At 68.7% G+C, this 24847-nt stretch carries 20 protein-coding genes and 1 pseudogene; 11 read left to right on the top strand and 10 right to left on the bottom strand.

Translation table 11 applies throughout. The annotated features are described in order from the left end of the window. Window positions 1-101 precede the first annotated feature (101 nt). The 7 genes and pseudogenes from LZK98_RS20640 to LZK98_RS00680 form a co-directional block, all read left to right on the top strand. Window positions 102-216, top strand: a pseudogene (locus LZK98_RS20640) (hypothetical protein); the annotation flags it as partial. Between the two features lie 11 nt (window positions 217-227). Then, window positions 228-2663 (top strand): YadA family autotransporter adhesin, encoded by a 2436-nt coding sequence (locus LZK98_RS20635; protein ID WP_406694245.1) that lies wholly within the window; start codon window positions 228-230, stop codon window positions 2661-2663. Window positions 2664-2697: 34 nt separating this feature from the next. Further along, window positions 2698-3123 carry an outer membrane protein assembly factor BamE domain-containing protein gene (bamE, locus tag LZK98_RS00700; protein ID WP_233784484.1) on the top strand — a complete coding sequence of 142 codons (426 nt, stop codon included), beginning with the start codon at window positions 2698-2700 and terminating at the stop codon, window positions 3121-3123. A 19-nt stretch (window positions 3124-3142) separates the two neighbouring features. Next, entirely contained in the window at window positions 3143-3673 is a 531-nt protein-coding gene (locus LZK98_RS00695; protein ID WP_233784483.1) for an OmpH family outer membrane protein, read from the top strand. A gap of 121 nt (window positions 3674-3794) precedes the next feature. Beyond that, entirely contained in the window at window positions 3795-4805 is a 1011-nt protein-coding gene (locus LZK98_RS00690; RefSeq protein ID WP_233784482.1) for a zinc-binding alcohol dehydrogenase family protein, read from the top strand. Window positions 4806-4815: 10 nt separating this feature from the next. Next, entirely contained in the window at window positions 4816-6108 is a 1293-nt protein-coding gene (gene fucP / locus LZK98_RS00685; protein WP_233784481.1) for an L-fucose:H+ symporter permease, read from the top strand. After that, window positions 6108-6905, top strand: a complete 798-nt coding sequence (locus tag LZK98_RS00680; protein ID WP_233784480.1) for an IclR family transcriptional regulator — start codon at window positions 6108-6110, stop codon at window positions 6903-6905. The genes fucP and LZK98_RS00680 overlap by 1 nt, the downstream gene beginning before the upstream one ends. Here LZK98_RS00680 and LZK98_RS00675 read toward each other — a convergent pair. Next, window positions 6902-8413, bottom strand: coding sequence for a UxaA family hydrolase (locus tag LZK98_RS00675; protein ID WP_233784479.1), 1512 nt, complete (start codon window positions 8411-8413; stop codon window positions 6902-6904). The two genes, LZK98_RS00680 and LZK98_RS00675, sit on opposite strands and share 4 nt — an antisense overlap. 111 nt (window positions 8414-8524) lie before the next feature. On the opposite strand from LZK98_RS00675, the gene LZK98_RS00670 reads away from it, so the two are divergent. Further along, window positions 8525-9910 (top strand): hypothetical protein, encoded by a 1386-nt coding sequence (locus LZK98_RS00670; protein ID WP_233784478.1) that lies wholly within the window; start codon window positions 8525-8527, stop codon window positions 9908-9910. A 21-nt stretch (window positions 9911-9931) separates the two neighbouring features. On the opposite strand, the gene hisN is transcribed toward LZK98_RS00670, so the two are convergent. Next, on the bottom strand, window positions 9932-10714 hold the full coding sequence (hisN, locus tag LZK98_RS00665) for a histidinol-phosphatase (protein WP_233784477.1): 783 nt from the start codon (window positions 10712-10714) through the stop codon (window positions 9932-9934). A 50-nt stretch (window positions 10715-10764) separates the two neighbouring features. Here hisN and LZK98_RS00660 point away from each other — a divergent pair, with 50 nt between their 5' ends. The 3 genes from LZK98_RS00660 to LZK98_RS00650 all read left to right on the top strand — a co-directional run bounded on the left by LZK98_RS00660 (window position 10765) and on the right by LZK98_RS00650 (window position 13555). Next, the gene (locus tag LZK98_RS00660; RefSeq protein WP_233784476.1) at window positions 10765-11799 is read left to right on the top strand and encodes a phospholipase A; all 1035 of its coding nucleotides are present in this window, start codon (window positions 10765-10767) and stop codon (window positions 11797-11799) included. 58 nt (window positions 11800-11857) lie between these two features. Then, window positions 11858-12415 carry a peroxiredoxin gene (locus tag LZK98_RS00655; protein WP_233784475.1) on the top strand — a complete coding sequence of 186 codons (558 nt, stop codon included), beginning with the start codon at window positions 11858-11860 and terminating at the stop codon, window positions 12413-12415. A 108-nt stretch (window positions 12416-12523) separates the two neighbouring features. Beyond that, complete coding sequence (locus LZK98_RS00650; protein WP_233784474.1) at window positions 12524-13555, top strand: GGDEF domain-containing protein; 1032 nt, start codon at window positions 12524-12526, stop codon at window positions 13553-13555. 15 nt (window positions 13556-13570) lie between these two features. Here LZK98_RS00650 and LZK98_RS00645 read toward each other — a convergent pair whose 3' ends face one another. The 8 genes from LZK98_RS00645 to LZK98_RS00610 all read right to left on the bottom strand — a co-directional run bounded on the left by LZK98_RS00645 (window position 13571) and on the right by LZK98_RS00610 (window position 24844). After that, window positions 13571-14422, bottom strand: coding sequence for an SDR family oxidoreductase (locus LZK98_RS00645; protein WP_233784473.1), 852 nt, complete (start codon window positions 14420-14422; stop codon window positions 13571-13573). A 522-nt stretch (window positions 14423-14944) separates the two neighbouring features. Then, complete coding sequence (locus LZK98_RS00640) at window positions 14945-15559, bottom strand: YbhB/YbcL family Raf kinase inhibitor-like protein (RefSeq protein ID WP_233784472.1); 615 nt, start codon at window positions 15557-15559, stop codon at window positions 14945-14947. 14 nt (window positions 15560-15573) lie between these two features. After that, a complete protein-coding gene (locus LZK98_RS00635; protein ID WP_233784471.1) occupies window positions 15574-16245 on the bottom strand; it encodes a glutathione S-transferase family protein in 672 nt (223 codons plus the stop codon). A 46-nt stretch (window positions 16246-16291) separates the two neighbouring features. Then, complete coding sequence (locus LZK98_RS00630; protein ID WP_233784470.1) at window positions 16292-16756, bottom strand: hypothetical protein; 465 nt, start codon at window positions 16754-16756, stop codon at window positions 16292-16294. Window positions 16757-16887: 131 nt separating this feature from the next. Further along, entirely contained in the window at window positions 16888-17943 is a 1056-nt protein-coding gene (locus LZK98_RS00625; RefSeq protein WP_233784469.1) for an alginate lyase family protein, read from the bottom strand. A 237-nt stretch (window positions 17944-18180) separates the two neighbouring features. Further along, window positions 18181-22698: a glutamate synthase large subunit gene (gltB, locus tag LZK98_RS00620; RefSeq protein WP_233784468.1), complete on the bottom strand. Its 4518-nt coding sequence runs from the start codon at window positions 22696-22698 to the stop codon at window positions 18181-18183. Next, window positions 22695-23414: a DUF2059 domain-containing protein gene (locus tag LZK98_RS00615; protein WP_233784467.1), complete on the bottom strand. Its 720-nt coding sequence runs from the start codon at window positions 23412-23414 to the stop codon at window positions 22695-22697. The genes gltB and LZK98_RS00615 overlap by 4 nt, the downstream gene beginning before the upstream one ends. Then, on the bottom strand, window positions 23411-24844 hold the full coding sequence (locus LZK98_RS00610; RefSeq protein ID WP_233784466.1) for an NAD(P)-dependent oxidoreductase: 1434 nt from the start codon (window positions 24842-24844) through the stop codon (window positions 23411-23413). Before LZK98_RS00610 ends, LZK98_RS00615 begins: the two co-directional genes overlap by 4 nt. Window positions 24845-24847: the final 3 nt, after the last annotated feature.

Raw genomic sequence — 24847 nt, 5'->3', positions numbered from 1 at the left:
CCGCGGTCGGCGGGGCGACGATCGGCGGCACCGCCTACACCTTCGCCGGGGCGACGCCGAGCGGGGCCTTCTCGATCGGCGCGGCCGGGGCCGAGCGGCAGATCCAGAATGTCGCGGCCGGACAGTTGAACGGAGGCTCGACCGACGCGGTCAATGGCTCCCAGCTGTTCGCGACCAACCAGAAGGTGGACCAGAACACCACCGACATCGCCAACCTCGACGGCCGCGTGACCACGGTCGAGGGCGACGTGACCAATCTCGACGGTCGCGTGACGACGATCGAGGGCGATCTCACCAACATCAACAACGGCGGCGGGATCAAATATTTCCACGCCAACTCGAGCGATCCGGACTCGCAGGCGCTTGGGACGAACTCGGTGGCGATCGGCCCCAATGCGGTGGCCAACAACGCCGGCGACATTGCCCTCGGCAGCGGCTCGACCACGGACGTTGCGGTGGCCACGGGCGGCACGACCATCAACGGCACGGCCTATACCTTCGCGGGGACGACGCCCACCTCGACGGTGAGCGTCGGCGCGGCCGGAGCCGAGCGGACCATCACCAACGTCGCCGCCGGACGGGTCGACGGCGGTTCGACCGATGCCATCAACGGCTCGCAGCTGTTCGCCACCAACCAGGCCGTCGACGGCCTCGGCACGGAGGTGACCAACCTCGGCAACACCGTCACCAATCTGGGCAACAGCTTCACCAGTCTCGACGGCCGGGTGACGACGGTCGAGGGCAGCCTCACCAACCTCGGCAACACGATCACCAACATCGCCGGGGATACCAACTCGGTCTTCACCGACGCGAACGGTGACGGCATCCGCTACGCCCGCACCAACGAGACGGGCCTCGCGCCGACCGACGCCTTCGCCCAGGGGGTAGGATCGACGGCGCTCGGCTATCAGGCGCAGGCGAGCGCCGGCAATGCAGTGGCGCTGGGCCGCGGCGCCCAGGCCACCGTCGACGGATCGCTGGCGCTCGGCGCCGGCTCGGTCGCGGATCGCGCCCTGGCGCCGACCGTCGGTCAGATCCCGGCGACCACCGGCTACATTCCCTACAATACCAGTGATCAGACGCTGCTCGGCGCCATCTCCGTCGGCAGTGCCGGTGCCTATCGCCAGATCACCAACGTCGCCGACGGCACCCAGGCGCAGGATGCGGTGACGATCCGTCAGCTGGCGGGGGCGCTGTCGTCCTTCGCGGTGACGCCGATCATGTATTTCCATGCCAACTCGACGGCGGCGGATTCGCTGGCGATTGGCCAGGAATCGGTCGCGATCGGGCCGCAGACCGTGGTCAACGGCAACAACGGCATCGGCATGGGCAATGGCGCGATCGTCCAGGCGACCGCACCGGGCGGCACCGCGATCGGTCAGAACGCGCAGGTCGCCCAGGCCGACGCCATCGCCCTCGGTACCAATGCCCAGGGCAACGGCATCCAGTCGGTCGCGATCGGCGCTGGGGCGAACGCCACCCATTCGGGCAGCGTCGCGCTGGGCGCCGGGGCGACGACTTCGGTCGGCTCCGAGAGCGGCTACACCGGCTATGGCCTCACCGCGCCGCAGAACTCGGCCGGCGAGGTCTCGGTGGGCAGCGCGGGCGCCGAGCGGAAGGTCACCAACGTCGCCGCCGGCTCGGCGGCGACCGATGCGGTCAACGTCAGCCAGCTTCAGGCGGTCGACAACAAGGTGACCAACCTCGACAACCGCGTCACCAACGTCGACAACCGGGTGACCGAGGTCGCCAACAATGTCACCAACCTCGGCGACAGCGTCGCGAACAGCTTGGGCGGCGGCTCGACCTATGATCCGACCACGGGCACGGTGACCACCCAACTCAACGTCGGCGGCAACACCTACAACAACGTCAACGACGCGCTGCAGTCGCTGAATCAGACGGCGAGCGCGGGCTGGAACATCCAGGCCAACGGCGGTCCGTCGACCAACATCGGGTCGAACGGCACGCTCAACGTCACCGCCGGCTCCAACACCGTCGTGACCTTGAACGGCAACCAGCTCCAGGTCGGGGTGGTCGACAATCCGACCTTCGCCGGCATGGTGACGGCGAACGGCGGGCTTACCGTCGGTGCCAACACCAGCGTCAACATGGGCGGCAACGTCGTCCAGAACGTCGGCGCGGGCGCGGTCAACGCCACCTCCACCGATGCGGTCAACGGCGCGCAGCTCCATCAGGTGCAGCAGGTCGCCAACAATTCGGTGCAATATGACGCCGACCATAATTCGGTGACGCTCAATCCGGGCGGGTCGGCGGCGACCATCCACAATGTCGCGGCTGGCGTGGCGCCGACCGACGCGGTCAACGTCCAGCAGCTCAACGACGGGCTGTCGAAGACGCTGCAGTCGGCCAATGCCTACACCGACCAGAAGGTCGCCGGGATCCAGTACGACCTCTCGCAGGTCCGGCGCGAGGCCAATGCCGGAACCGCCGGCGCGCTCGCTGCGGCGGGCATGCCGCAGGCGTTCGAGCCGGGTCGCGGGATGCTGGCGTTCGGCGGCGGCACCTATCGCGGCCAGTCGGCATTCGCGCTCGGCCTGTCGCGGGTGATGGATGATGGCGTGACCGTGGTGAAGGCAGGCGCCACCTACGACACCCAGCAACATGTCGGCGCGAACGTCGGCGTCGGCTTCCAGTTCTGATCCTCGTGAACCCCATCATCTCAAGGAGGACACAATGACCCTCAAGCTCCTCGCCCTTCCGCTTCTGGCCACCCTCGGTCTCTCGCCGGCCATCGCCGGGGAGAAGGCCGGCACCACCTCGGCTTATGTCGGCAGGGTCGATCCCAGCGCGTTCCACCCGACGCCGCTCGAGCACAAGAAGCTGGGCGTGGTCGTCGATCCCGCCGCGGTCCGGATGATCACGCCGGGCGTCGACAAGTTCACCGTCTACCGGCTGATCGGCACGCCCCACTTCGACGAGGGCATCACCCGGCGATGGAACTATGTGCTGTTCTTCCCCACCGCGCCGGGGAGCACGGAGCGGGTGCGTTGCCGGATGGAGATCCGCTTCACGCGCCAGCGCGGCCTCTACAACGTCTCCGTGTCGGAAGTGATCTGGCAGGACCAGGCCTGCGCAGACCGGGTTGCGGCCGCGGACTGATTGGGCGAGAGGCGGCGATATGCGCTCGATCAGCCTCATCGCCGCCTCCCTGCTTGCCTGCGCCGGGATGCCGGCCCAGGCCCAGACCTTCGGCCCGCCGATCCAGGGCCTGTGCCTGCTGTCGCGCGCCGGTGCGATTGCCGCCTCCCGTGCAGGCCAGTCGATGCAGGCGCAGCTCAAGCAGATGCAGGGCTCGCTGAACGGCGATCTTGCCCAGCGCCGCGCGGCGCTGGATCAGCAGCGCCGGCAGCTCGAGGCGCGGCAGAGCGCGATTGCGCCGATCGAGTATCAGCGTCAGCTCACCGCCCTCAATCAGCAGGCGCAGACGCTCGAGCAGCAGCAGAACGCGCGCTTCATCGCCGTTCAGCAGCGCGGTCAGCAGCAGATCGACGGCGCGCTCGGCCAGGCGCTCAGCCGCGTCGTCACCCGCACCGCCTGCAGCGTCGTCATGGAACGCGACCACGCCTATGGCTGGAATAACGCGATGGACGTCACCGGGGCGGTGACCAAGGAAATGGACGCGATCCTTCCCGCAATCGCACTGCAATAGGTCGGGCGGCCACGCCCGCGCCTCACGTCAAATCGGCGCGTCGCGATTTCGCTTGCGCGGCGGCACGGCTGCTATAGGCTAAAGACGCTTTCATATGTGAAATAGCGGAGACGGAGAGGCGATGAGGGCAATCGTGTGCGAGCAGCCGCGTCGGCTCGACATCACGGAGCGCCCAATTCCCGCTCGCGGGCTGGGCGAGGTACTGATCCGCATCCGCCGGGTCGGCCTGTGCGGCACCGATTATCACATCTTCGCCGGCGACCAGCCCTTCCTCAGCTATCCGCGCGTGATCGGGCACGAGCTCGCCGGCGAGGTCGCCGAGGCGGACGAGGACAGCGGGCTCCGGCAGGGCGAACTCGTCACGATCAATCCCTATCTCGCCTGCGGCGACTGCGTCGCCTGCCGCAAGGACAAGCCGAATTGCTGCGTGTCGATCCGCGTGCTCGGCGTGCATGCCGACGGCGGCATGTGCGATTATCTCGTCGTTCCCGAACGAGCGGTGATCCCGGTGGGCTCGCTGACGCTCGATCAGGCGGCGATGGTCGAGTTCCTGTCGGTCGGCGCTCATGCGGTCCGCCGCGGCGAGGTGCAGTCGGGCGACCGGGTGCTGGTGGTCGGCGCCGGGCCGATCGGCGTTGCAGTTGCGCTGTTCGCGGCGCAGACGGGAGCGGCGGTGACGCTCGCCGACACGAGCCGTCAGCGACTGACTTATGCGCGCGACACGGTCGGCATCGCCGATGTCGTCGCGGTCGACGACGATCTCGACGCGATGCTCGCTTCTCGGACCGACGGCGATTTCTTCGACGTCGTGTTCGACGCCACCGGCAATCGCGCGGCGATGGAGCGCGGGTTCGGTTTCGTCGCCCATGGCGGCAGCTATGTGCTGGTCGGCCTCACCAAGCAGGCCGTCGCCTTCGCCCATCCCGAGTTCCACAAGCGCGAGATGCGCCTGATCGGCAGCCGCAATGCGACGGCGGAGGATTTCCGCGCGGTCATCGCCGCGATCGAGAGCGGAGCGATCCCGACGGAGGCGATCATGACCCATGCCTTCCCGCTTGCTGAGGTTCCCGAGCGGATTCCGGCGCTGATCGATGAACAGGGATCGGTCATGAAGGCGATCGTGACGGTATAGGGAAGAGAGAATGGCAGGCACCAGCATTCCCATCGACACGGATACGTCGCCAGCGCCGCGCGGCGCCTTCATCACGCCCGGCTATCTCGCCGGCTTCGCGCTGGTGACCAGCCTGTTCTGCCTGTGGGCGATCGCCAACAATTTCAACGACATCCTGATCCGCCAGTTTCAGAAGGCGCTCGATCTCAACCGCACCGAGGCGGGGTTCATCCAGTTCGTCTTCTACCTCGGCTATTTCACCATGGCGCTGCCGGCCGGCCTGCTGATGCGGCGGTTCGGCTATCGCGCCGGCATCCTCGCCGGGCTCGGCCTCTATGCCTCAGGTGCGCTGCTCTTCTATCCCGCGGCCGAGGTGCGCCAATACGCCGTGTTCCTGACTGCGCTGTTCGTGATCGCATCGGGCGCGGCGTTCCTGGAGACCGCGGCCAACCCCTATATCGTCGCGTTCGGCGACCCGAGCCGCGCCTCGCAGCGGCTCAACTTCGCGCAGGCGTTCAACGGCTTCGGCGGGTTCATCGCGCCGATCATCGGCGGCCGGTTCATCTTCTCCGGAGTCGAGCACAGCCGGGGTCAGCTCGCGGCGATGGCCCCCGCCCAGCTCGAGGCCTATCGCCTCGCCGAGGCGCGGATGGTGCAGGGGCCTTACCTCACGCTGGCATGCGTCGTCGTCCTCGTCGCGATTGCCGTGGCTCTCGTCCGCCTGCCGGAGATCGGCGCGGGCCCGGCACGGCAGACCGAACGCACCTCGCTGTGGCAGGTCCTGAAGGTCCCCAGTCTGGCGGGCGCGGTGGCGGCGCAATTCTTCTACGTCGGCGCACAGGTCGGCATCTGGAGCTTCTTCGTCGATTTCGTGAAGGAGCTGGTGCCGGCGACGCCGGAGCGCACCGCCGCCTATCTGCTGTCGGTCAGCCTGATCCTGTTCATGTCGGGCCGCTTCATCGGCACGCTGCTGATGCAGCGGATCGCGGCGAGGCGGCTGCTCCTGGTGTTCGCGCTGGCCAACATCGCGCTCACCGCCGTCGCCATCGTCGCGTCCGGATGGGTGGCGGTCGCGGCGCTGGGGCTCACCAGCTTCTTCATGTCGATCATGTTCCCGACGATCTTCTCGCTCGGCGTCAAGGACCTCGGCGACAAGGCGATGCTGGGATCCTCGCTGATCATCATGGCGATCATCGGCGGCGCGGTGTTCCCGCCGCTGATGGGGTTGGTCTCGCACTGGGCGGGGACGATCCAGGCTGCGGTCGCGCTGCCGCTGGCCTGCTTCGTCGCGGTCGCGGTCTATGCGCGGGCCCGGACGGTGTGATGAGCGGCGACCGGCAGCCCAGAGCGCTCAAGAACACCTATTCGGCGCCTGCGCTCGAAAAGGGTTTCGACGTGTTCGAGCTGCTCGCGGACCATCCCGACGGGCTGACGCTGTCGGAGATCGCCTCCGGGCTCGGCCGCTCGATCAGCGAGCTGTTCCGGCTGATCGTGGTGATGGAACGCCGCGGCTATCTCCGCAAGGAGCCGGAGTCGGACCGCTACCGGGTCACCTATCGCGTGCTCGACCTCGCCCATCGCGCGACGCCGGTGCAGGACCTGACCCATGTCGCGGCGCCCGTCATGTACGATCTGGCCCACGCGGTCGGTCAGTCATGCCACCTCGTCGTGCCGGCGGAAGGGCAGGGGCTGGTGGTGCTGCGGCAGGAGAACCCGGGGCCGACCGGTTTCGGCGTCCGGCGCGGCGCGACGATCGACCTGTTCAGCAGCTGCTCGGGGAACCTGCTGCTGGCGCTGACCGATGCGGAGCGGCGCTTCGCGCTGCTCGGCCCACGCGCGGAAGAGGCCGAGTCTGTGCTGCCGAAGCTGGAACCGACGCTGGCGGCGATCCGCGCGCGCGGCTTCGAGCGGCGGCCGAGCGCGATGACCTATGGCGTGATCGACATCAGCTATCCGGTGTTCGGCTTCGATGGCCGGCTGGCGGCGGCGCTCACCATCCCGTTCCTCGAGCGAATCGACGGATCGCAGCCGGTCGCGATCGACGCGAGCCAGGAGCACCTCGCCGCCGCCGCCCGTACGATTTCAGCGGGCCTGGGCTGGTTCGGGCGCGGCGACGGCTAGACCGTCACGCCCTGCTTCCACAGCGCGATCTCGCGCTCGCCGTTGCGTTCCGAGCGGGTCGGAGCGCCGGATGCCGTGGCGACGACCAGATCGAGCAGCCGCCCGGTCGCGTCCTCGGCGCTCTCGCCTGCGAGCAATGTGCCGGCGTCGAAATCGATCCAGTTGGGCTTGCGCTCCGCCAGCGCGCTGTTCGACGCGATCTTGAGCGTCGGTGCCGGAAAGCCCATCGGCGTGCCGCGGCCGGTGGTGAACAGGATCACCGTCGCCCCCGCAGCGGTCAACGCGGTCGAGGACACCGCGTCGTTGCCCGGCGCCTCGAGCAGTGTCAGCCCGTGCGCGCCGACCCGCTGGCCGTAGCGCAGCACCTCGACCACCGTCGAGCGGCCGGCCTTCTGCACGGCGCCGAGCGATTTCTCGTCGAGCGTGGTGATCCCGCCTGCCTTGTTGCCGGGCGAGGGGTTCTCGTAGATCGGCTGGCCGTGGGCGATGAAATAGCCCTTGAAATCGTCGACCACGCTCCGGATCTTCTCGAACACATCCTCGTCGCGCGCGCGGGCCATCAGGATGCGTTCGGCACCGAAGATCTCGGGGATTTCGGTCAGCACCGGCGTGCCGCCCGCTGCGGCGACCGCATCGGCGACGCGGCCGACCAATGGGTTGGCGGTGACGCCGGAGAAGCCGTCCGAGCCGCCGCACTTGAGGCCGATCACCAGCTCCGACAGCGGCACCGGCTCGCGCCGGTCCTGCTCGGCGCGGGCGACCAGCTCTTCGATCATCGCCAGGCCGGTCTCATATTCGTCCGCCACCATCTGCGTAGTGAAGGAACGGACGCGATCGGGAGCGAGATCGGTCGCTTCGGCGAGCAGCGCGCCGAGCTGATTGTTCTCGCAGCCGAGCCCGACGATCAGCACGCCGCCGGCATTGGGATGCTGCGCCAGAGCGGCGAGCATCTGCCGCGTATGCGCGAGATCGTCGCCGAGCTGCGAACAGCCATAGGGATGCGGAAAGGCGTGGATGCCGTCGACGCGCCCGGCGAAGCGCGCGTTGGCGAGCTCGGCGAGCCGCCGCGCGGTCGCGCCGACGCAGCCGACGGTGCAGAGAATCCAGATCTCGTTGCGCGTGCCGACGCGGCCGCTCTCGCGGCGATAGCCGAGGAAGGTGCGCGGCGGCGCGACGGTCGCCTCCTCCTCGCCGGCGGCAGGGCGGAACTCATAGGTCTCGACCCCGTCGAGCAGCGTCGCGACGTTCTGGACGTGAACATGCTCGCCCGCGGCGATCGCGCGGGTGGCGCGGCCGATCGGCCAGCCGAACTTCAGCACCTCCTCGCCTTCGCCGATCGGACGGATGGCGATCTTATGGCCGGTCGGAATCTCGTCCCGCACCTTGATCGGCCCGTCGGGCGCGGCGACCCGCTCGCCCGAAAGGAGGTCGCGGAGCGCGGTGGCGACATGATCGCGCGCGTCGACACGATGGATGGCGTGCGGTGCGGCTTCGAGCGTGAGAGTCATCGTGGTCCTGGAATGGGAACGCCTGGGGAAATGTCAAATGCCCGTTCGGCAATGACCGGCCCGCGGACAATTTGAGATGTTATAATCGCGAATTGAGATATTAGCTACTGTATGAAGCGACGCGACCTTCTCCATGCTCTGGCTGCCACTGGTGTTTCGGCTGCGCTGCCGCGGGCCGCGTCTGCCCAGACCGAGGGTGAGATATCGATTGGCGCCCAGGCGACCGGACCGACGATCCCGCCGGACTATGTCGGACTGTCCTATGAGGCGGCGCAGCTCGCCAATCCCGATTTCTTCGCGCCCGCAAATGCGGCCCTGGTCACGTTGTTTCGGGAGCTGTCGCCCTCGGGCGTCCTGCGCATCGGCGGCGGATCGAGCGAATATACGCGCTATTCCGATGCCGATCCCGCCGGCCCGCCGCCGTTCGAGATCTTCGGCCCCGACACCTCCAAGACCGTCAAGCACGGCACCGTCACCAGCGCCCGCGCGCTCCGCAATCTGCGCGGCTTTCTCGATGCGGCCGGATGGCGGTGTCTCTATGGCCTCAACTTCGGGCAGGGCAGCAGGGAGAATGCCGCGATCGAGGCGGCCGCGGTTCAGCGCACCCTTGGGGATCGCCTGATCGCGCTCCAGATCGGTAACGAGCCCGACTCGTTCCGCCGGCGCTACCGCCCGGCCGGATGGACGCCGGACGACTTCATCCGCGAATGGCGCGACTTTCACGATGCGGTCGCCGCCGCGGCGCCGGGCGTGAAGTTCGCCGGCCCCGATATCTCGAACAAGCTCGATTATCTCACCGCCTTCGCCGCCGAGGCGCCGCGCCATCCCGACGTGATCATGCTGAGCGGCCATTATTATGCGATGGGACCGGCCGGCTCGCCCGATGCGACACTCGACCAACTGATGGAGCCCGACCCGAAGACCGCGACGATGCACCTCGCCGGCATGGACGTGGTGCAGGGTGCGGTGCGGACCGCCGGGCTGCCCTTCCGCATGACCGAGGGCGGCTCGTGCTGGGATGGCGGCAAGCCGGGGGTGTCGGATACGCTGGCGTCGGCCTTGTGGTGCGCGGACGCGATGCTTCGCTTTGCGCAACGGGGTTGGATCGGAGTCAATTGGCACGGCGGCGGCAACGGCTTCTACACGCCGATCGCCGGGGCGCCTTCGACGGGCTTCACGCGCCGGCCGCAATATTTCGGCATCCAGTTCGCGCAGCTGCTTACGGGCGGGCGCTTCCTGCCGCTGACGGCGAGCGGTCTCGATCCCCATGTCACTGCCTATGCGCTGCAGCAGGATGGTCGGCGCCGGCTCGCGGTCATCAACAAGGCCGAGAGATCAGCCCGGATCACTCTTCCCGGGGCCGTAGGCGCGAAGGCGGAGATGCTGACCGGCCCGGCGCTCGACAGCAAGGAGGCGACCTCGTTTCGGACCGTCGCCGTCGTGCCGACGCGGACCATTACGGTGCCGCCGCACACGGCAATGCTGTTCGGCCTTTAGAGGCTCCGGCGAGCGCCGAGCTCAATGCCCGCGGCAACCGAGCGCGTCGATGATGTCCTCGATCCGCGCCGGGTCGCCGGCGGCGATCACCTCGCCGGTACTGCCGGCGTGGAGCGGATCGCCCGCCCAGTCGCACATCCGGCCACCCGCGCCCTCGACCACCGGCACCAGCGCGGCGAAATCGTGGAGCTTGAGATTGGCCTCGACCACGATATCGAGGTGCCCCGAGGCAAGGCAGGCATAATTGTAGCAGTCGCCGCCGAGCACGGTCGAACGCACCGCGCCGTCGAGATGCTCGAAGGCATGGAGCTGGGCGTCGTCGAAGCAGGCAGGTGAGGTCGTGCCGAGCAGCGCCCCGGCGAGATCGCGGCAGGACCGGGTGCGCGCCGGCGCGCCGTTGAACTCGGTCGGCCGGCCCGTGACGCCGATCCAGCGCTCCTTGAGGATCGGCTGGTCGATCACCCCCAGCACCGGCCAGCCGTCCGCGACCAGCGCGATCAGCGTGCCGAAGATCGGGCGGCCGGCGATGAAGGCGCGCGTGCCGTCGATTGGATCGAGCACCCATTGGCGGCCGCTCGATCCCTCCTCGATCCCATATTCCTCCCCGGCGATGCCGTCGCGCGGCGCCTCGGCCTTGATCAGCCGCCGCATCGCGGCCTCGGCCTCGCGATCGGCGCGGGTGACGGGGGTCTCGTCGGATTTCATCTCCAGGCCGAACTCGGCGCGGAACAGTGGGCGGATCGCGGCGCCCGCGGCATCGGCGAGCCGGTGCGCAAGCGCGACGTCTGAGGGGGTGACAGCCATGACCCCCGCCTAGCGCGCCTGTCGGCGGACGGCTAGGAGTTCCGCCCGCAATGCGCCTCCTTCCCTTGATTCTCGCCGCCGCCGCGACGCCCGCCGCGGCTCAGGTCCGACAGTTGCCTGCCCCGATCGCCTCCGCGGAGGCGGCGCGGCAGGGCGTCGACATCTATCTGGTCAACGAGGGCGAGGCCGCCCAGAGTTCGGTGCCCCCTGCGCGGCTCGAGATCACCGCCGCGGACGGCACACGCCTCGTCCTCGAGCCGGTGAGCGGCTCGCCGGCTGAGGTGCCGGCGCACGGCTTCGTCAAGCTCGGCTATCGCCTGGCCGAGACCGGCGTCGCCGCGGCTCAGCCGGCGCCGCCCGCCGCCGCGCCGATCGCGCGGGAGACCGTCGTCGCCTCAGGCAATGGCGAAGCTTCCGGTTTCCTCGACCGCTTCGCGCCCTATGAGCCGATCTACGGCGTCGTCGGCGCCGACGACGCGGGCGCCAAGCTGCAGGTGAGCTTCGCGCTCAAGCCGTTCGGCGGCGACGGACTGCTGTCGCGCTTCACCTTCGCCTATACCCAGACGATGTTCTGGGCGATCGACCGCCCGTCCGCCCCGTTCCGGAGCACCACCTACAGCCCCGAGGCCTTCTTCGACATACCGGTGGCCCACGATCTCAACGTCGCCGCAGGCTTCCGCCATGACTCGAACGGCGAGGACGGCCCCGGCTCGATCTCCGTCAACCGGCTGACCCTGCGCGCGGCCAAAAGATTCGACCTCGGCGACGGATGGCACGCCGAGCTGGTGCCGCAGGTCTGGGCGTTCCTCGACGACACGTCCGGGCTCGACCGTTACTGGGGCTATACCTCGCTCAAGGCCGCGATCGGCCAGGCCGACGGGATCAAGCTATCCGTCACCGCGCGCGGCAATCCCGGCACCGGCAAGGGCGGGGCCGAGCTGTTCGCGTCCTATCCGCTCGCGGGCGTGGGCGACGGCATCGGCATCTATCTCTTCGGCCAGGCCTTCACCGGCTATGGCGAGGCGCTCGACGACTATCGCATCAACGATACCCACGCCCGCTTCGGGATCGCGCTCACGCGGTGATGACTCGCGCCCGGCGAAGGCGTATCCGAAGGGGCGTTCCCAGCGAAGGACCTGCCCCATGCGCCTGCCCCTGATCGCCGCCGCCGTCGCCGCCCTGCTCGCCGTTCCCGCCGAGGCGGCGCTTGCCCCCGGCGCGAAGGCCCCCGACTTCGCCACGCGCGGCGCGGTCGCCGGCAAGATCGTCAACGTCCGCTTGCACGACCTGCTGAGGAAGGGCCCGGTCGTGCTCTATTTCTTCCCCGCCGCCTATACCGGCGGCTGCAACGCCGAGGCCGCCGCCTTCGCCGAGAAGATCCCCGAGTTCACCCGCGCCGGCGCGACCGTGCTCGGCATGTCGGCCGACTCGGTCGATGTGCTGCAGAAATTCTCGTCGGAGAAATGCGCCGGCAAGTTCACCGTCGCCAGCGCAGGGCCCAATGTGGTGAAGGGCTATGACGTGGCGCTCGGCCGCTCGATCAAGACGCCGGGCGGCGCGACGATCAACGCGACCAGCCGCACCAGCTACGTCATCGCGCCCGACGGCCGCGTTGCCTATGTCCACGACGATCCCAGCCCGACGGGGCATATCACCGGCACGCTCGCCGCGGTACAGGGCCTCGGTAAGCGGCGGTCGTGACCTCACTGATATATCGTAGCGACAACCCGATGTTAGCAGTTCGGCATTAGACGCGTGCCTGAGCGGCCGCGCCGGGCTGGGCTGGCCGCGAGGGGATCGGAAAAGATCATGAAGGGGGCTCACGTCGTCCGCTCCGAACAGGCCGGCTCAGCGCCGCGCCAGCTGTTCGACCGGATCGGCGATTTCCTGACGGCACAGCGGCTCGACCCCGATCCGGCCAACTACGCCTTCGCCTATGCGATCCTCGCCTATCCCGATGCGCCGCTGGCGCAGGCAGTGGCCCGACTGACCGACGGCGGCGTGCGGCTGACGCTGCGCGATATCGAGGCGCTGGGGGGCGAGGTCACGCCCGGCACGGGCAGCGAACGCGATCGTGCCGACGGGCTGATCGCGCAGACGCAGCTCCAGGTCGAGGGCTTCGCCGACATCATCCAGGGCCTTCATGCCGAGACCCATGGCTTCGGCCGGGAGCTTGCCGAGAGCGCCGACCGCATCCGCCAGCAGCAGGCCGCGCTCGATAACGGGTCGGCGGCGGTGGCGGAGGTCGCGCGGATCACTGCCGCGATGGTCGCGCGCGTGCGTACCGCCGAGGCACGGCTGGAGAGCGCGACCCGCGAGGCCGCGGAGCTGCGCGCCAAGCTCGAGGAGGCGCGCGACAACGCCCGGCGCGATCCGCTGACCGACCTTCCCAATCGCCGCGCCTTCGAGGAGGCGTTCGCCAGCCATGCCGCGACGGATGCGACGATGTGGCTCGCCGTGTGCGACATCGATCATTTCAAGTCGGTCAACGACCGCTTCGGACATGCGGTAGGCGACCGGGTGCTGAGGGCGATCGCCGCTGCGCTGCGCGAGGCCTGCGGCAACCATCTCGTCGCCCGCTACGGCGGCGAGGAGTTCGTCGTGCTGTTCACCGACATGGACGCCGGCTCGGCCCGCGCGACGCTGGAGATCGCGCGCGAGCTGGTCGCGACCAAGCGCTATCGCCTGCGCGAGACCGACGAGCCGCTGGGTGCGGTCACCTTCTCGGCTGGCCTGGCGCCGGTAGCAAAGGGCGACACGGCCCGCGCCGCCTTCGGCCGCGCCGACCGTCTGCTCTACCGGGCCAAGAACGAGGGCCGGAACTGCATTCGCGTCGGCTGAGCGAAGGGCGTCCGTTCAGCCGTTGACGACTGTTCCGCCATTGGGGTGCAGCACCTGCCCCGACATGTAACTCGAATCCTCACACGCCAGGAACAGGAAGGCCGGTGCGACCTCGTTGGGCTGGCCGGCCCGGCCCATCGGGGTGTCCTTGCCGAAACCCTTCATCTTCTCGGGGCGCGTCCCGCCGAACGGGTTGAGCGGCGTCCAGATCGGCCCTGGCGCCACCGCGTTGACGCGGATGCCCTTGCCGATCAGGTTTTCCGACAGCGAGCGGGTGAAGGCGGTGATCGCCCCCTTGGTCGACGAATAGTCGAGCAGTTCCTTCGATCCCTGATAGCCGGTGATCGAGGTGCAGTTGACGATGCGCGCGCCCTCCTTCAGGTGCGGCATCGCCGCCTGCACCATGAAGAACATGCCGAAGATGTTGGTCTGGAAGGTGCGCCTCAGCTGCTCCTCGGTGATGTCGGTGATGTCCGGGTCGGGATGCTGCTCGCCGGCATTGTTGACCAGGACGTCGAGGCGCCCGAACGCGTCGATCGTCTCGGCGACGACGCGCTCGCACATCTTCTTCGAACCGACATCGGCGGTCAGCGTGATCGCGCGGCGGCCCTCCGCCTCGACGATGCGCTTGGTCTCCAGCGCGTCCTCGGTCTCGCATAGATAGACGATCGCGATGTCGGCGCCCTCGCGGGCGAACAGCGCGGCGACGGCGCGGCCGATGCCGCTGTCGGCGCCGGTGACGATCGCGACCTGGCCCTGGAGCCGCCCCGATCCGGGATAGCGCGGCCGCCAGTCGGGCTTGGGCTCCAATGCGCTCTCCTGTCCGGGAAGCGCATCCTCATGGATCATTTCGATTGTGTCGGTCATCGCTCCCATGTCCTCGGCCGGGAATGATCGTCCAACCGGCGGGAGCGCGACGTTGTTCCTCCCGTTGCGGGAGGGAAGCGGCAGCCCGGGGCTCAGGCCGCGATGAGATGAACCCCGGGGGCGGTGGCGCTGGCGAGGATCAGCACCGCGGTGAAGGCGAACGAGACGGCGCCGATGGCGAACGAACGAAGCATGACGTGAACTCCTGGATCAGCGTTGGGGGTCGGGGGCTCCGACGTTCCGGTCAGGCGAGCGGAACGTGCGGAGCCGAAGCGACGACCAGCATCATGGTGGCGATCAGCGCACCGAACACCGCGACGGCGCTGCGCTGGAAGGTCTCGAAACGGATAGCCATGGTAACGAACTCCCTGTCTTGTCTTCGGTGCCGGACCATCCGGCGCCGATGCCAAGTGTTTTGCAGGGGTCGTGCCAATTTTCTAAGTTATTGATTTTGCTAAGGGCGCGATTTGGATGTGGTGTCAAGCGCCAACATCTTCCGCAAATCACGCCAACTGTTGGCGATCAGGCGGCGGCAACCGATCCCACGCGCCCGGTCGGCGCCGGCTCGCCGCGCGAATAGGTGCCGGTGATCAGCCCGGCGGCGAGCACGCGCCCGCGCATCGCCGCGATGGCGTTGCCGCGGCTGGGGGTCTCGCCGGGCGTGTCGCTCGGCGCGAGCGCGAACAGCTGGAAGACGTAGCGGTGCTCGCCGTGGCCCGGCGGCGGGTCAGGCGGCAGCCAGCCTTCGCGGCGGAAGCTGTTGCGGCCGACGTCGCCGCCTTCGCCGCCCGGTCCGTCGGCGACGATCGCGCCTTCGGCCAGCCGCCCGTCCTCGCCGGGCATCCCCCAGATGATAGCATGGACGAGCGGGCTCGGCGCCGGTGCGTCGGGGTCCTCGACGATCAGCACCAGGCTGTCGGTGCCCTCGGGCACGCCGGTCCAGAACAAGGGCGGCGACACGCCCGCGCCGTCGGCGGTGAAGCGTTCGGGCAACCGCCCGCCATCGGCGAAGGCGGGGCTGCGCAGCTCGAGTGCGGCGAAATTGCCGAGGTCCGGCTGGACGATGGTGAGCTTGTCCGCGCCCGCCCGCACCCCCTTGAGCACGGCGCCGAGCCAGCGGGGAACGTGTTCGAGCATCGCTTGCCCCCTTACTACAGGTCCAGCTTCTCGTAATCGGCGGGCGGGCTCACCAGTTCCATCCGCTCGGCGAGCAGCGGGCGGAAGCTCGGCCGGCTCTTCATACCGACGTACCAGCGCTTGGCCTGCTCATGGCTCTTCCAGTCGATCCCGCCGAGATAGTCGGCGACCGAGATCTGGGCGGCGGCGGCGAGGTCGGCCAGGCTCATCGTCGCGCCGGCGAGCCAGGTGCGGTGGTCGAGCAGGTAATCGATATAGTCGAGATGGCCGACCACCGCCTTCATCGCCTCGCGCAGCGCGGCGCCGTCGGGCGTGCCCTGGCGCGTCACCCGCTTCAGCATCCGCTCGTTGAGGAACGGCGCGGTGATGTCGCGATAGAATTGGGTGTCGAACCACGCGACCAGCCGGCGGATCTCGGCGCGGTTGGCGGCGGTGCCGTTGATCATCGCCGCCTTCTCGACCGTCTCCTCGAAATATTCGCAGATCGCCATCGAATCGATCAGCACGGTGCCGCGCTCGACGTCGACCATCACCGGCGTCTGGCCGGCGGGATTCATGTCGATGAATTCGTCGCGCCTCAGCCAGGGCGATTCGCGCACCGGCTCATAGCCGACGCCCTTCTCGCCGAGCAGCAGACGGACCTTGCGGGAGAAAGGACAGAGCGGGAATTGATAAAGCTGCCACATCCCCGCCACTCTTACGGCGAGCGCGGCGCGCGTCTAGGCGTGGACATCAATAATGATCGTCGTCGGATGCGGCGGAATAGGACCTCAGCGCGGCGACCATCGGGGCGAGCGCCGCCTTGAGCCGCGCGCCGGTCGCCTTGAGCTCGGCCGCCATCGCGCCGGCGTCGCGCGCCGCCTGGCCCGCCATCGCCACCGACTTGCGGGTACGATCCTGAAGGTGGCGGCGGTAATCGGGATCGCGCCGCGCCTCGAGATCGGCAAGCGTGTCGTCGGGGCGGATGTCGCCGTCCGGATCGGCATAATGCGCGAGCGGCCCGATCCGTGTCGCCAGCAGCACGTCGGCGAGGTTGGTCACCGCCTGGGCGGCGCCTTCCTGCACCATCGGATTCGACAGCGCCTCACCGACCTTGGCGACGGGTGGCGCCGTTTCATGGTCCTGCGCGGCGGCAGGGGCAGCGACGACGAGCGCGGCAGCGCCAAGAGCGATGACTGGGGTCAGAACGAGACGCATGACATCCTCACTCCTTCGGGAGCGAATCGGGGGCGCTCCCTAGCTCCGGCCGGCTGAGCCGAAGCTGAACACCCGTGCGATCATAGCCGGTCGATCGCCGGGAACCTAGCCTGTTCAGGTCTGAGTGGCGGTCAACGCGCATAGAGGCTCACCCAATCCGCCGGCTTGCTGCCCGTGCGCGACGCCAGCGCCGCGGCGACGTCGCGATAGGCGGGATCGACCAGCGCCGCCATCGCGAAGGTGTTGACCGCGCTGCCCGCCTTCCAGGGACGTGGCACATAGGCGCTCTCGCCCGCCGCCGCGCGCTGGCGGTCGAACGGCACCGTCGAATTGACGAAATCGACATGCGCCTTCCCGCCCGTCGCATAGGGTTCGAGCCAGTCGAGCGCGCCGGCGAGGCTCGATCCCGCCGGGCTCTTCCAGTCGATCCAGTCCTCGCCGTGCGCCTTGGCCGCGAGCGCCGCCATCAGCAGCGGATCGAGATCATAGGTGACATAGTGGAGCGCATCGCGCTGCTCGAAATCGAGCGTCGATCCGTCGGGCCGGATATTGGCCGTCACCTGCCGCCGGAACGCCTGACGCGCTCGCGAAATCAGTCCGGGATCGCCCACCGCATAGGCGGCCATGGTCGCGAGCTTGACGCGATGGCTCTGCCAATTGTTGGCGCTGTTCCTGGCCTTGCCTTCCATCGCGTCGAGATAGCCCGACGCCATCCGGCGCCAGAAATCCTGGAGCTTGTCCTGGAGCGGCGCCGGCAGGTCGGCCTCGGTCAGGTCGGTGGCGAGGATCAGCGCGTCGAACCCGGTCTCGTCGATCGGGTTGAACGACATCCGATAGGTATCGACCCAGGCTTCCAGATAGCGGCCCGCCTGGTCGAGATAGCGCCGGTCGCCGGTCAGCCGCCATGCCAGCGCGAGGTCGAGGACGATCGGCTGGTCCTGCTTCGCCTGCAGGCTGGCGTCGCGGATGCCCTGGCCGGGCAGCGTCCCTTCGGTATGGAGCTGCGGAACCGCGCCGGGCGGACGGTCGAGCGCGGCACCCGCGCGGCGGATGACCGCGCGGGCGGCGGGATCGTTGCCGGCGTCCTGCCCGAACCGGGGGCCGAGGATCGCGTGATCCTGCGCCATGGCGGGAGGGATGGTACCCAGCGCGAGCGCGAGGGTGCAGCAGACGGCGGAAAGCTTCATGCGGGCCAGCCTTCAAGAGCGACGCGAAGCGCGGCCCCTGCCGCTCCGCATCCGGGAGCCGCTACAAACCTCCGAATTGGCCGATGGGTCCAGCCGAATGCGACGAACCGAAACGCATACGAACCAATGCCCGGACAAACGGCACCGGTGCTCCTGCGAAGGCAGGAGCGCTGGCAAGCCGGGATGCTCGTGGCCAAGGCTCCTGCCTTCGCATGAGCACGATTCAGACCTGGCGCCCTACTCCGCCGCGATCACCTCCACCTCGTCGTCGAGCGGATAGGCGAGCCGCGTCACCATCTCCTTCGGGCACACCTGCCAGAACTGGCCGCGCACGCGGTCCCAGTCCTCGAGCAGACCTGCCGCCCAGGCGCTGTCGGTCGCGTCGACATGCGCGCGGATCATCGCCAGCAGCACCGATTCCCAATGGCGCGAGGCGAGCCGCTGCCAGACGATGCTCTCCGGATTGGCGCGCCGCTCGAAGCTGCCGTCGGCGTTATAGACGAAGGCCATGCCGCCGGTCATGCCCGCGCCGAAGTTGGCGCCGACGCGGCCGAGCACCACGGCGGTGCCGCCGGTCATATACTCGCAGCCGTTGGCGCCGCAGCCCTCGACCACCACCTCGGCGCCCGAGTTGCGGACGGCGAAGCGCTCGCCCGCCTGGCCCGCCGCGAACAGCCGGCCCGAGGTCGCGCCGTAGAGCACGGTGTTGCCGATGATGGTGTTGTCCTGGCTCGCGAGCGGCGAGGACACCATCGGCCGTACCGCGATGATGCCGCCCGACAGCCCCTTGCCGACATAGTCGTTGGCGTCGCCGAACACCTCGAGCTTGACGCCCTTGCACAGGAAGGCGCCGAGCGACTGGCCGGCCGAGCCGCGCAGGCGGATGGTGACATGGCCGTCGTCGAGCGCCGACATGCCGAAGGTGCGCGTGATCTCGCTGGAGAGCCGCGTGCCCACCGCGCGGTGGGTGTTCCGCACCGAATAGGTGAGCTGCATCTTCTCACGCCGGCTGAACACCGCAGCCGCGTCGCGAATCATCTGCGCGTCGAGACTGTCGGGCACCTCGTTGCGGAAGGTCGACAGGCTGAAGCGCCGTTCGGCATCGGTCGCGTCGACCTTGGCGAGGATCGGGTTGAGGTCGAGGTCGTCGAGATGCTCGGCGCCGCGGCTGACCTGGCGGAGCAGCTCGGTGCGGCCGATCACCTCGTCGAGGCTGGTGACGCCGAGGCGCGCCAGGATCTCGCGCACCTCCTCGGCGATGAAGGTCATCAGGTTGATGACCTTCTCCGGCGTGCCGGTGAACTTGGCGCGCAGCCGCTCGTCCTGGACGCACACGCCGACCGGGCAGGTGTTCGAATGGCACTGGCGCACCATGATGCAGCCCATCGCCACCAGGCTCAGCGTGCCGATGCCATACTCCTCGGCGCCCAGGATCGCGGCGATGACGATGTCCCGCCCGGTCTTGAGCCCGCCGTCGGTGCGCAGGCGCACGCGGCCGCGCAGGCCGTTGAGCGTCAGCGTCTGGTTGACCTCGCTGAGGCCCATTTCCCACGGCGTGCCGGCGTATTTGATGCTCGTCTGCGGGCTGGCGCCGGTGCCGCCATTGTGTCCCGCGACCAGGATCACGTCGGCATGCGCCTTGGCGACGCCCGCCGCGACGGTGCCGATGCCGGCGGCGCTCACCAGCTTGACGCAGACCCGCGCGCGCGGGTTGATCTGCTTGAGGTCGTAGATGAGCTGCGCCAGATCCTCGATCGAGTAGATGTCGTGGTGCGGCGGCGGCGAGATCAGGCCGACGCCCGGAGTTGCGTGGCGCAACTTCGCGATCAGCTCAGTGACCTTGAAGCCGGGGAGCTGGCCGCCCTCGCCGGGCTTGGCGCCTTGCGCCACCTTGATCTCGATCTCATCGCAGGCGTTGAGATATTCCGCGGTGACGCCGAAGCGGCCCGAGGCGATCTGCTTGACGCTCGAGTTGGCGTTGTCGCCGTTCTCATAGGGCTTGTAGCGCGACGCATCCTCGCCACCCTCGCCCGACACCGCCCGCGCGCCGATCCGGTTCATCGCGATCGCCAGCGTTTCGTGCGCCTCGGGGCTGAGCGCCCCCAGCGACATGCCCGGCGTCACGAAGCGCTTCCGTATCTCGGTGATCGCCTCGACCGAATCGATCGCCACGCCCTCGCGCGGATAGTTGAACTCGAGCAGATCGCGCAGATAGACCGGCGGCAGATCGCGCACGCCGCGCGCGAACTGCAGATAGGTCGAATAGCTGTCGGTCGCGACCGCGGTCTGCAGCGTGTGCATCAGCTGCGCCGAATAGGCGTGCGTCTCCCCGCCGTGCCGCTGGCGGTAGAAGCCGCCGATCGGCAGCGTCGCCACCGCGCTGTCGAACGCCGCGTCGTGGCGAAGCTTCGCGCTCAAATGCAACGAGGCATAGCCCTCGCCTGAGATCTTGGCCGGCATCCCCGGGAACAGGTCGTTGACCAGCGCGCGGCTGAGCCCGACCGCCTCGAAGTTGTAGCCGCCGCGATAGCTGGAGATCACCGCGATCCCCATCTTCGACATGATCTTGAGCAGCCCCTCGTCGATCGCGGTGCGATGGCGCTGGAGGCATTCGTCGAGGCTCAGGTCGCCGAACAGCCCGCGCGCGTGGCGGTCGGCGATGGCGGCTTCGGCGAGATAGGCGTTCACCGTGGTGGCGCCGACGCCGATCAGCACCGCATAATAATGGGTGTCGAGGCACTCGGCGCTGCGGATGTTGACGCTGGCGTAGCTCCTGAGACCGCGGCGGACGAGATGCGTGTGCACCGCTGCCGCCGCCAGCACGCCGGCGATGGCGACGCGGTCCGGGCCGATATGCTCGTCGGTCAGGAACAGCTCGCTCTTGCCCTGGCGCACCGCCTGCTCGGCCTGGGCGCGGATGTCGGCGATGGCGGCGCGCAGCGCCTCCGGCCCGGCATCGGCGGGGAAGGTGCAGTCGATCTCGGCCGCATGCGTGCCGAAATGCGCCTTCAGGCGATCCCAGTCGCCGTTGGTGAGCACCGGGCTCTCGAGCACCAGCACCTTGCTCGGCGCCGCCTGGGTGTCGAGGATGTTGGCGAGGTTGCCGAACCGCGTCTTGAGCGACATCACGTGCCGTTCGCGCAGGGAATCGATCGGCGGGTTCGTCACCTGGCTGAAGTTCTGGCGGAAGAACTGGCTGATCAGCCGCGGCTTGTCCGAGATGACGGCGAGCGGCGTGTCGTCGCCCATCGATCCGATCGCTTCCTTGGCCCCCTCGACCATCGGCGACAGGATCAGTTCCATGTCCTCCAGCGTCTGCCCCGCCGCGACCTGGCGGCGCGCAAGCTCGGCGCGGTCGAAGCGCAGCGGCTCGCTCTTCGCCCGGGGAAGGTCGTCCACGCTCAGGAACTCGCCGATCATCGATCCGTAATCGGCCTCGCCGGCGAGGCGGTCCTTGACCTCGCGGTCGTGGAGCAGCTGGCCCTGGTCGAGGTCGACCGCGATCATCTGGCCGGGACCGAGCCGGCCCTTCTCGACCACTGTGCTCTCGGGCACCACCACCATGCCGGTCTCCGACCCGACGATCAGCAGCCCGTCGCCGGTCAGCGTATAGCGCAGCGGCCTCAGCGCATTGCGGTCCATGCCCGCGACCGCCCAGCGGCCGTCGGTCATCGCCAGCGCGGCGGGGCCGTCCCACGGTTCCATCACGCTCGCCAGATACTTGTACATCTGGACATGCGCGAGCGGCATCTCGCCCTTCGGCCCCCAGGCCTCGGGGATCAGCATCAGCTTGGCGGTCGGCGCGTCGCGGCCGGAGCGGCAGATCGCCTCGAACACGGCGTCGAGCGCGGCAGTGTCGCTGGCGCCGGCCGGGATCACCGGCTTGATGTCCTCCGATCGCTCCCCGAACGCGATGCTGGCCATCTTGATCTCGTGGCTCAGCATCCAGTTCTTGTTGCCGCGGATCGTGTTGATCTCGCCGTTGTGCGCGAGGCAGCGGAACGGCTGCGCCAGCCACCATTGCGGGAAGGTGTTGGTCGAATAGCGCTGGTGGAAGATCGCAACCCGGCTCTCGAACCGCTCGTCCTTGAGGTCCGGGTAGAATTCGCTGAGGCTCTCGGCGAGGAACAGCCCCTTGTAGACGATCGACCGGCAGCTCAGCGAGCAGACGTAGAAGCCGCTGATCTGCGCCGCGATCACGCGCTTCTCGATGCGGCGGCGGATCAGGTACAGGTTCTTCTCGAACTCGGCCGCGTCCTGCTCGTCGGGGAGCGGGCCGGCGATCATGATCTGCTCGATCTCCGGGCGCGTCGCCTGCGCCTTCATCCCGATCACCGACACGTCGACCGGCACCTGGCGCCAGCCGTAGATGGTGTAGCCGGCCTCGATGATCTCGCTCTCGACGATGGTGCGGCACGTCTCCTGCGCGGTCAGGTCGGTGCGCGGCAGGAACATCATGCCGACCGCGAGCCGGTTCGGCAGCACGCGGTGGCCCGAGGCGACCACGGCGTCGTCGAAGAACTTGGCGGGCAGGTCGACATGGATGCCGGCGCCGTCGCCGGTCTTGCCGTCGGCGTCGACCGCGCCGCGGTGCCACACCGCCTTCAGCGCGTCGATCGCAGCGGCGACGACGCGGCGCGAGGGCACGCCGTCGGTGGCGGCGACCAGGCCGACGCCGCAGGCGTCGCTCTCGAACTCGGGGCGGTACATGCCCTCGCGGGCGAGGCGGAGGCGTTCGGTGTCGAGCTGGCTCATTGGGAATCCTTCGCGGGAAGCAGCAGCGCCTCGAGGCGTGCCCGCTCCTCCTTCGACAGTGACTTGGCGTCGCGCGTCTTGGGCAGGTCGGCCGTGGCCGCGGTCACCTTCGTGATGATGCCGGGCATGGCCTGCATGATCTTCGGCATCAGCGTCTGCATCCGCCGCATCATCGCCGGATCGGCATAGATCGCCATCGACTGCGAAGCGTAGGCGCTGCCGGTCGGCGTCGCGAAGAAACGATCGAGCTCGGCGAGCTGATTGGCGGAGAAGCGCGTGGCATAAGCCTCCGCCAGACCGGCGCGATACTCCGGCTCCATCTGAGTCATCAGCTCACTCATCTCGTCGCCCATGACCTTCATTGTGATGCGCATCCGCTGATCGAATGCCGGGTCCATGATCTCGGCGATCTGCCGGATCGTTCCAGGACCGAGCTTCGCCGCCTGCTCTTCCGAAAGGCCGCCCGCCTTGACCAGGTCGCGAACCGGCATCGCTCCGATCTGATCGGTGAACATCGACGTCACCTGATCCATGGTCGCCTTCATGATCGTGCGGTAGGTGCCGTCGGGAAGAAGGCGTCCCGCGATGCGCTGGCCGAGGGCGAGCTTTGCCGGATCGGTCGCGGCGGCCGAAGAAGGAACCGGCGGGGCGGCCGTCGTCTGCGCGGCCGCCGGCGTCGCCAGCGCAACCAACAAGGCTCCGGTCATCCCCCTCATGCCGCCACCTTCCCCTTGACCTTGAGATACTGGTGCATCTTCGCCGCAACGTCGCGGCCGTCGCGGATAGCCCACACCACCAGGCTCGCGCCGCGCACGATGTCGCCGGCCGCGAACACGCCGTCGAGGCTGGTCATCATCGTCTTGTTGTCGGTCCTGAGCGTCCCCCAGCGGGTGACGCCCAGCTCCGGCGCGTCGAACAGCCGCGGCAGGTCCTCGGCGTCGAAGCCGAGCGCCTTGATGACGAGATCGGCTTCCAGCCGGAAGTCGCTGCCCGGGTCCGGCTCGGGGGCGCGGCGGCCGGTGGCGTCGGGGGCGCCGAGCCGCATCTTCTCCGCACGGACCGCCGTCACTCGTTCCGCTGCCTCGAATGCCTGCGGGGCGGAGAGCCAGACGAACTCGACGCCTTCCTCCTCGGCATTGGCGACCTCGCGCTGCGAGCCCGGCATGTTGGCGCGGTCGCGGCGGTAGAGGCACTTCACCGACGCCGCGCCCTGGCGGACGGCGGTGCGCACGCAATCCATCGCGGTATCGCCGCCGCCGATCACCACGACATGCTTGCCCTTGGCGTCGAGGCTGCCGTCCTCGAACTCGGGCACCGCATCGCCGAAACTCTTGCGGTTGGAGGCGGTGAGGTAGGTCAGCGCCTCGACCACTCCGGCCGAGCCCACGCCGGGCGCCTTGATCGCGCGCGGCTTGTAGACGCCGGTAGCGATCAGCAGCGCGTCGTGCCGCTCGCGCAGTTCGTCCAGCGTCGCGTCGCGGCCGACCTCGAACCCCTCGTGGAAGACGATGCCGCCCTGCTTCAGCCGGTCGACGCGGCGCATCACCACCGGCTTCTCGAGCTTGAAGCCCGGGATGCCGTAGGTCAGCAGCCCGCCCATCCGGTCGTGGCGGTCGTAGACATGGACGTCATAGCCATAGCCGCGCAGATACTCGGCCGCGCTGAGCCCCGCCGGACCCGCGCCGATGATGCCGACCGACTGGCCCCGCGCCGGCCCCACGGCGACCGGCTCGACCCAGCCCTCTTCCCAGGCGGTGTCGGTGATGAACTTCTCGACCGATCCGATCGTCACCGCGCCGTGGCCAGAGAACTCGATCACGCAATTGCCTTCGCACAGCCGATCCTGCGGACAGATGCGGCCGCAGATCTCGGGCATGGTCGAGGTGGCGTTGCTCAGCTCATAGGCCTCGCGCAGCCGCCCCTCGGCGGTGAGCCGCAGCCAGTCCGGGATATGGTTGTGCAGCGGGCAGTGCACCGAGCAATAGGGCACGCCGCATTGCGAGCAGCGGCTTGCCTGCTCCTCGGCGGCGGGCACGCCGTAGCGCTCCGCGATCTCGCGGAAATCCTCGGCACGCGCCTGCGCCTCCCGCTTGGCGGGGTACGCCTGCGTCCGGGTCACGAATTGAAGAAGCTTTTCGCCTGCCATGAT

The sequence above is a fragment of the Sphingomonas cannabina genome (assembly GCF_021391395.1).
Classification (GTDB): domain Bacteria; phylum Pseudomonadota; class Alphaproteobacteria; order Sphingomonadales; family Sphingomonadaceae; genus Sphingomonas; species Sphingomonas cannabina.
Note: the sequence above shows the minus strand (reverse complement) of the source record. Positions and strands in the feature narration are given on the sequence as shown.

Bases quoted from the DNA above. Each gene is read 5' to 3' on its own strand.
- hisN (WP_233784477.1), bottom strand. From the start codon at position 10,714: ATGGCTGTCACCCCCTCAGACGTCGCGCTTGCGCACCGGCTCGCCGAT.
- LZK98_RS00690 (WP_233784482.1), top strand. From the start codon at position 3,795: ATGAGGGCAATCGTGTGCGAGCAGCCGCGTCGGCTCGACATCACGGAG.
- LZK98_RS00670 (WP_233784478.1), top strand. From the start codon at position 8,525: ATGAAGCGACGCGACCTTCTCCATGCTCTGGCTGCCACTGGTGTTTCG.
- gltB (WP_233784468.1), bottom strand. From the start codon at position 22,698: ATGAGCCAGCTCGACACCGAACGCCTCCGCCTCGCCCGCGAGGGCATG.
- LZK98_RS00625 (WP_233784469.1), bottom strand. From the start codon at position 17,943: ATGAAGCTTTCCGCCGTCTGCTGCACCCTCGCGCTCGCGCTGGGTACC.
- LZK98_RS00660 (WP_233784476.1), top strand. From the start codon at position 10,765: ATGCGCCTCCTTCCCTTGATTCTCGCCGCCGCCGCGACGCCCGCCGCG.
- bamE (WP_233784484.1), top strand. From the start codon at position 2,698: ATGACCCTCAAGCTCCTCGCCCTTCCGCTTCTGGCCACCCTCGGTCTC.
- LZK98_RS00640 (WP_233784472.1), bottom strand. From the start codon at position 15,559: ATGCTCGAACACGTTCCCCGCTGGCTCGGCGCCGTGCTCAAGGGGGTG.
- LZK98_RS00615 (WP_233784467.1), bottom strand. From the start codon at position 23,414: ATGAGGGGGATGACCGGAGCCTTGTTGGTTGCGCTGGCGACGCCGGCG.
- LZK98_RS00645 (WP_233784473.1), bottom strand. From the start codon at position 14,422: ATGACCGACACAATCGAAATGATCCATGAGGATGCGCTTCCCGGACAG.
- LZK98_RS00680 (WP_233784480.1), top strand. From the start codon at position 6,108: ATGAGCGGCGACCGGCAGCCCAGAGCGCTCAAGAACACCTATTCGGCG.
- fucP (WP_233784481.1), top strand. From the start codon at position 4,816: ATGGCAGGCACCAGCATTCCCATCGACACGGATACGTCGCCAGCGCCG.
- LZK98_RS00695 (WP_233784483.1), top strand. From the start codon at position 3,143: ATGCGCTCGATCAGCCTCATCGCCGCCTCCCTGCTTGCCTGCGCCGGG.
- LZK98_RS00630 (WP_233784470.1), bottom strand. From the start codon at position 16,756: ATGCGTCTCGTTCTGACCCCAGTCATCGCTCTTGGCGCTGCCGCGCTC.
- LZK98_RS00650 (WP_233784474.1), top strand. From the start codon at position 12,524: ATGAAGGGGGCTCACGTCGTCCGCTCCGAACAGGCCGGCTCAGCGCCG.
- LZK98_RS00610 (WP_233784466.1), bottom strand. From the start codon at position 24,844: ATGGCAGGCGAAAAGCTTCTTCAATTCGTGACCCGGACGCAGGCGTAC.
- LZK98_RS00675 (WP_233784479.1), bottom strand. From the start codon at position 8,413: ATGACTCTCACGCTCGAAGCCGCACCGCACGCCATCCATCGTGTCGAC.
- LZK98_RS00655 (WP_233784475.1), top strand. From the start codon at position 11,858: ATGCGCCTGCCCCTGATCGCCGCCGCCGTCGCCGCCCTGCTCGCCGTT.
- LZK98_RS00635 (WP_233784471.1), bottom strand. From the start codon at position 16,245: ATGTGGCAGCTTTATCAATTCCCGCTCTGTCCTTTCTCCCGCAAGGTC.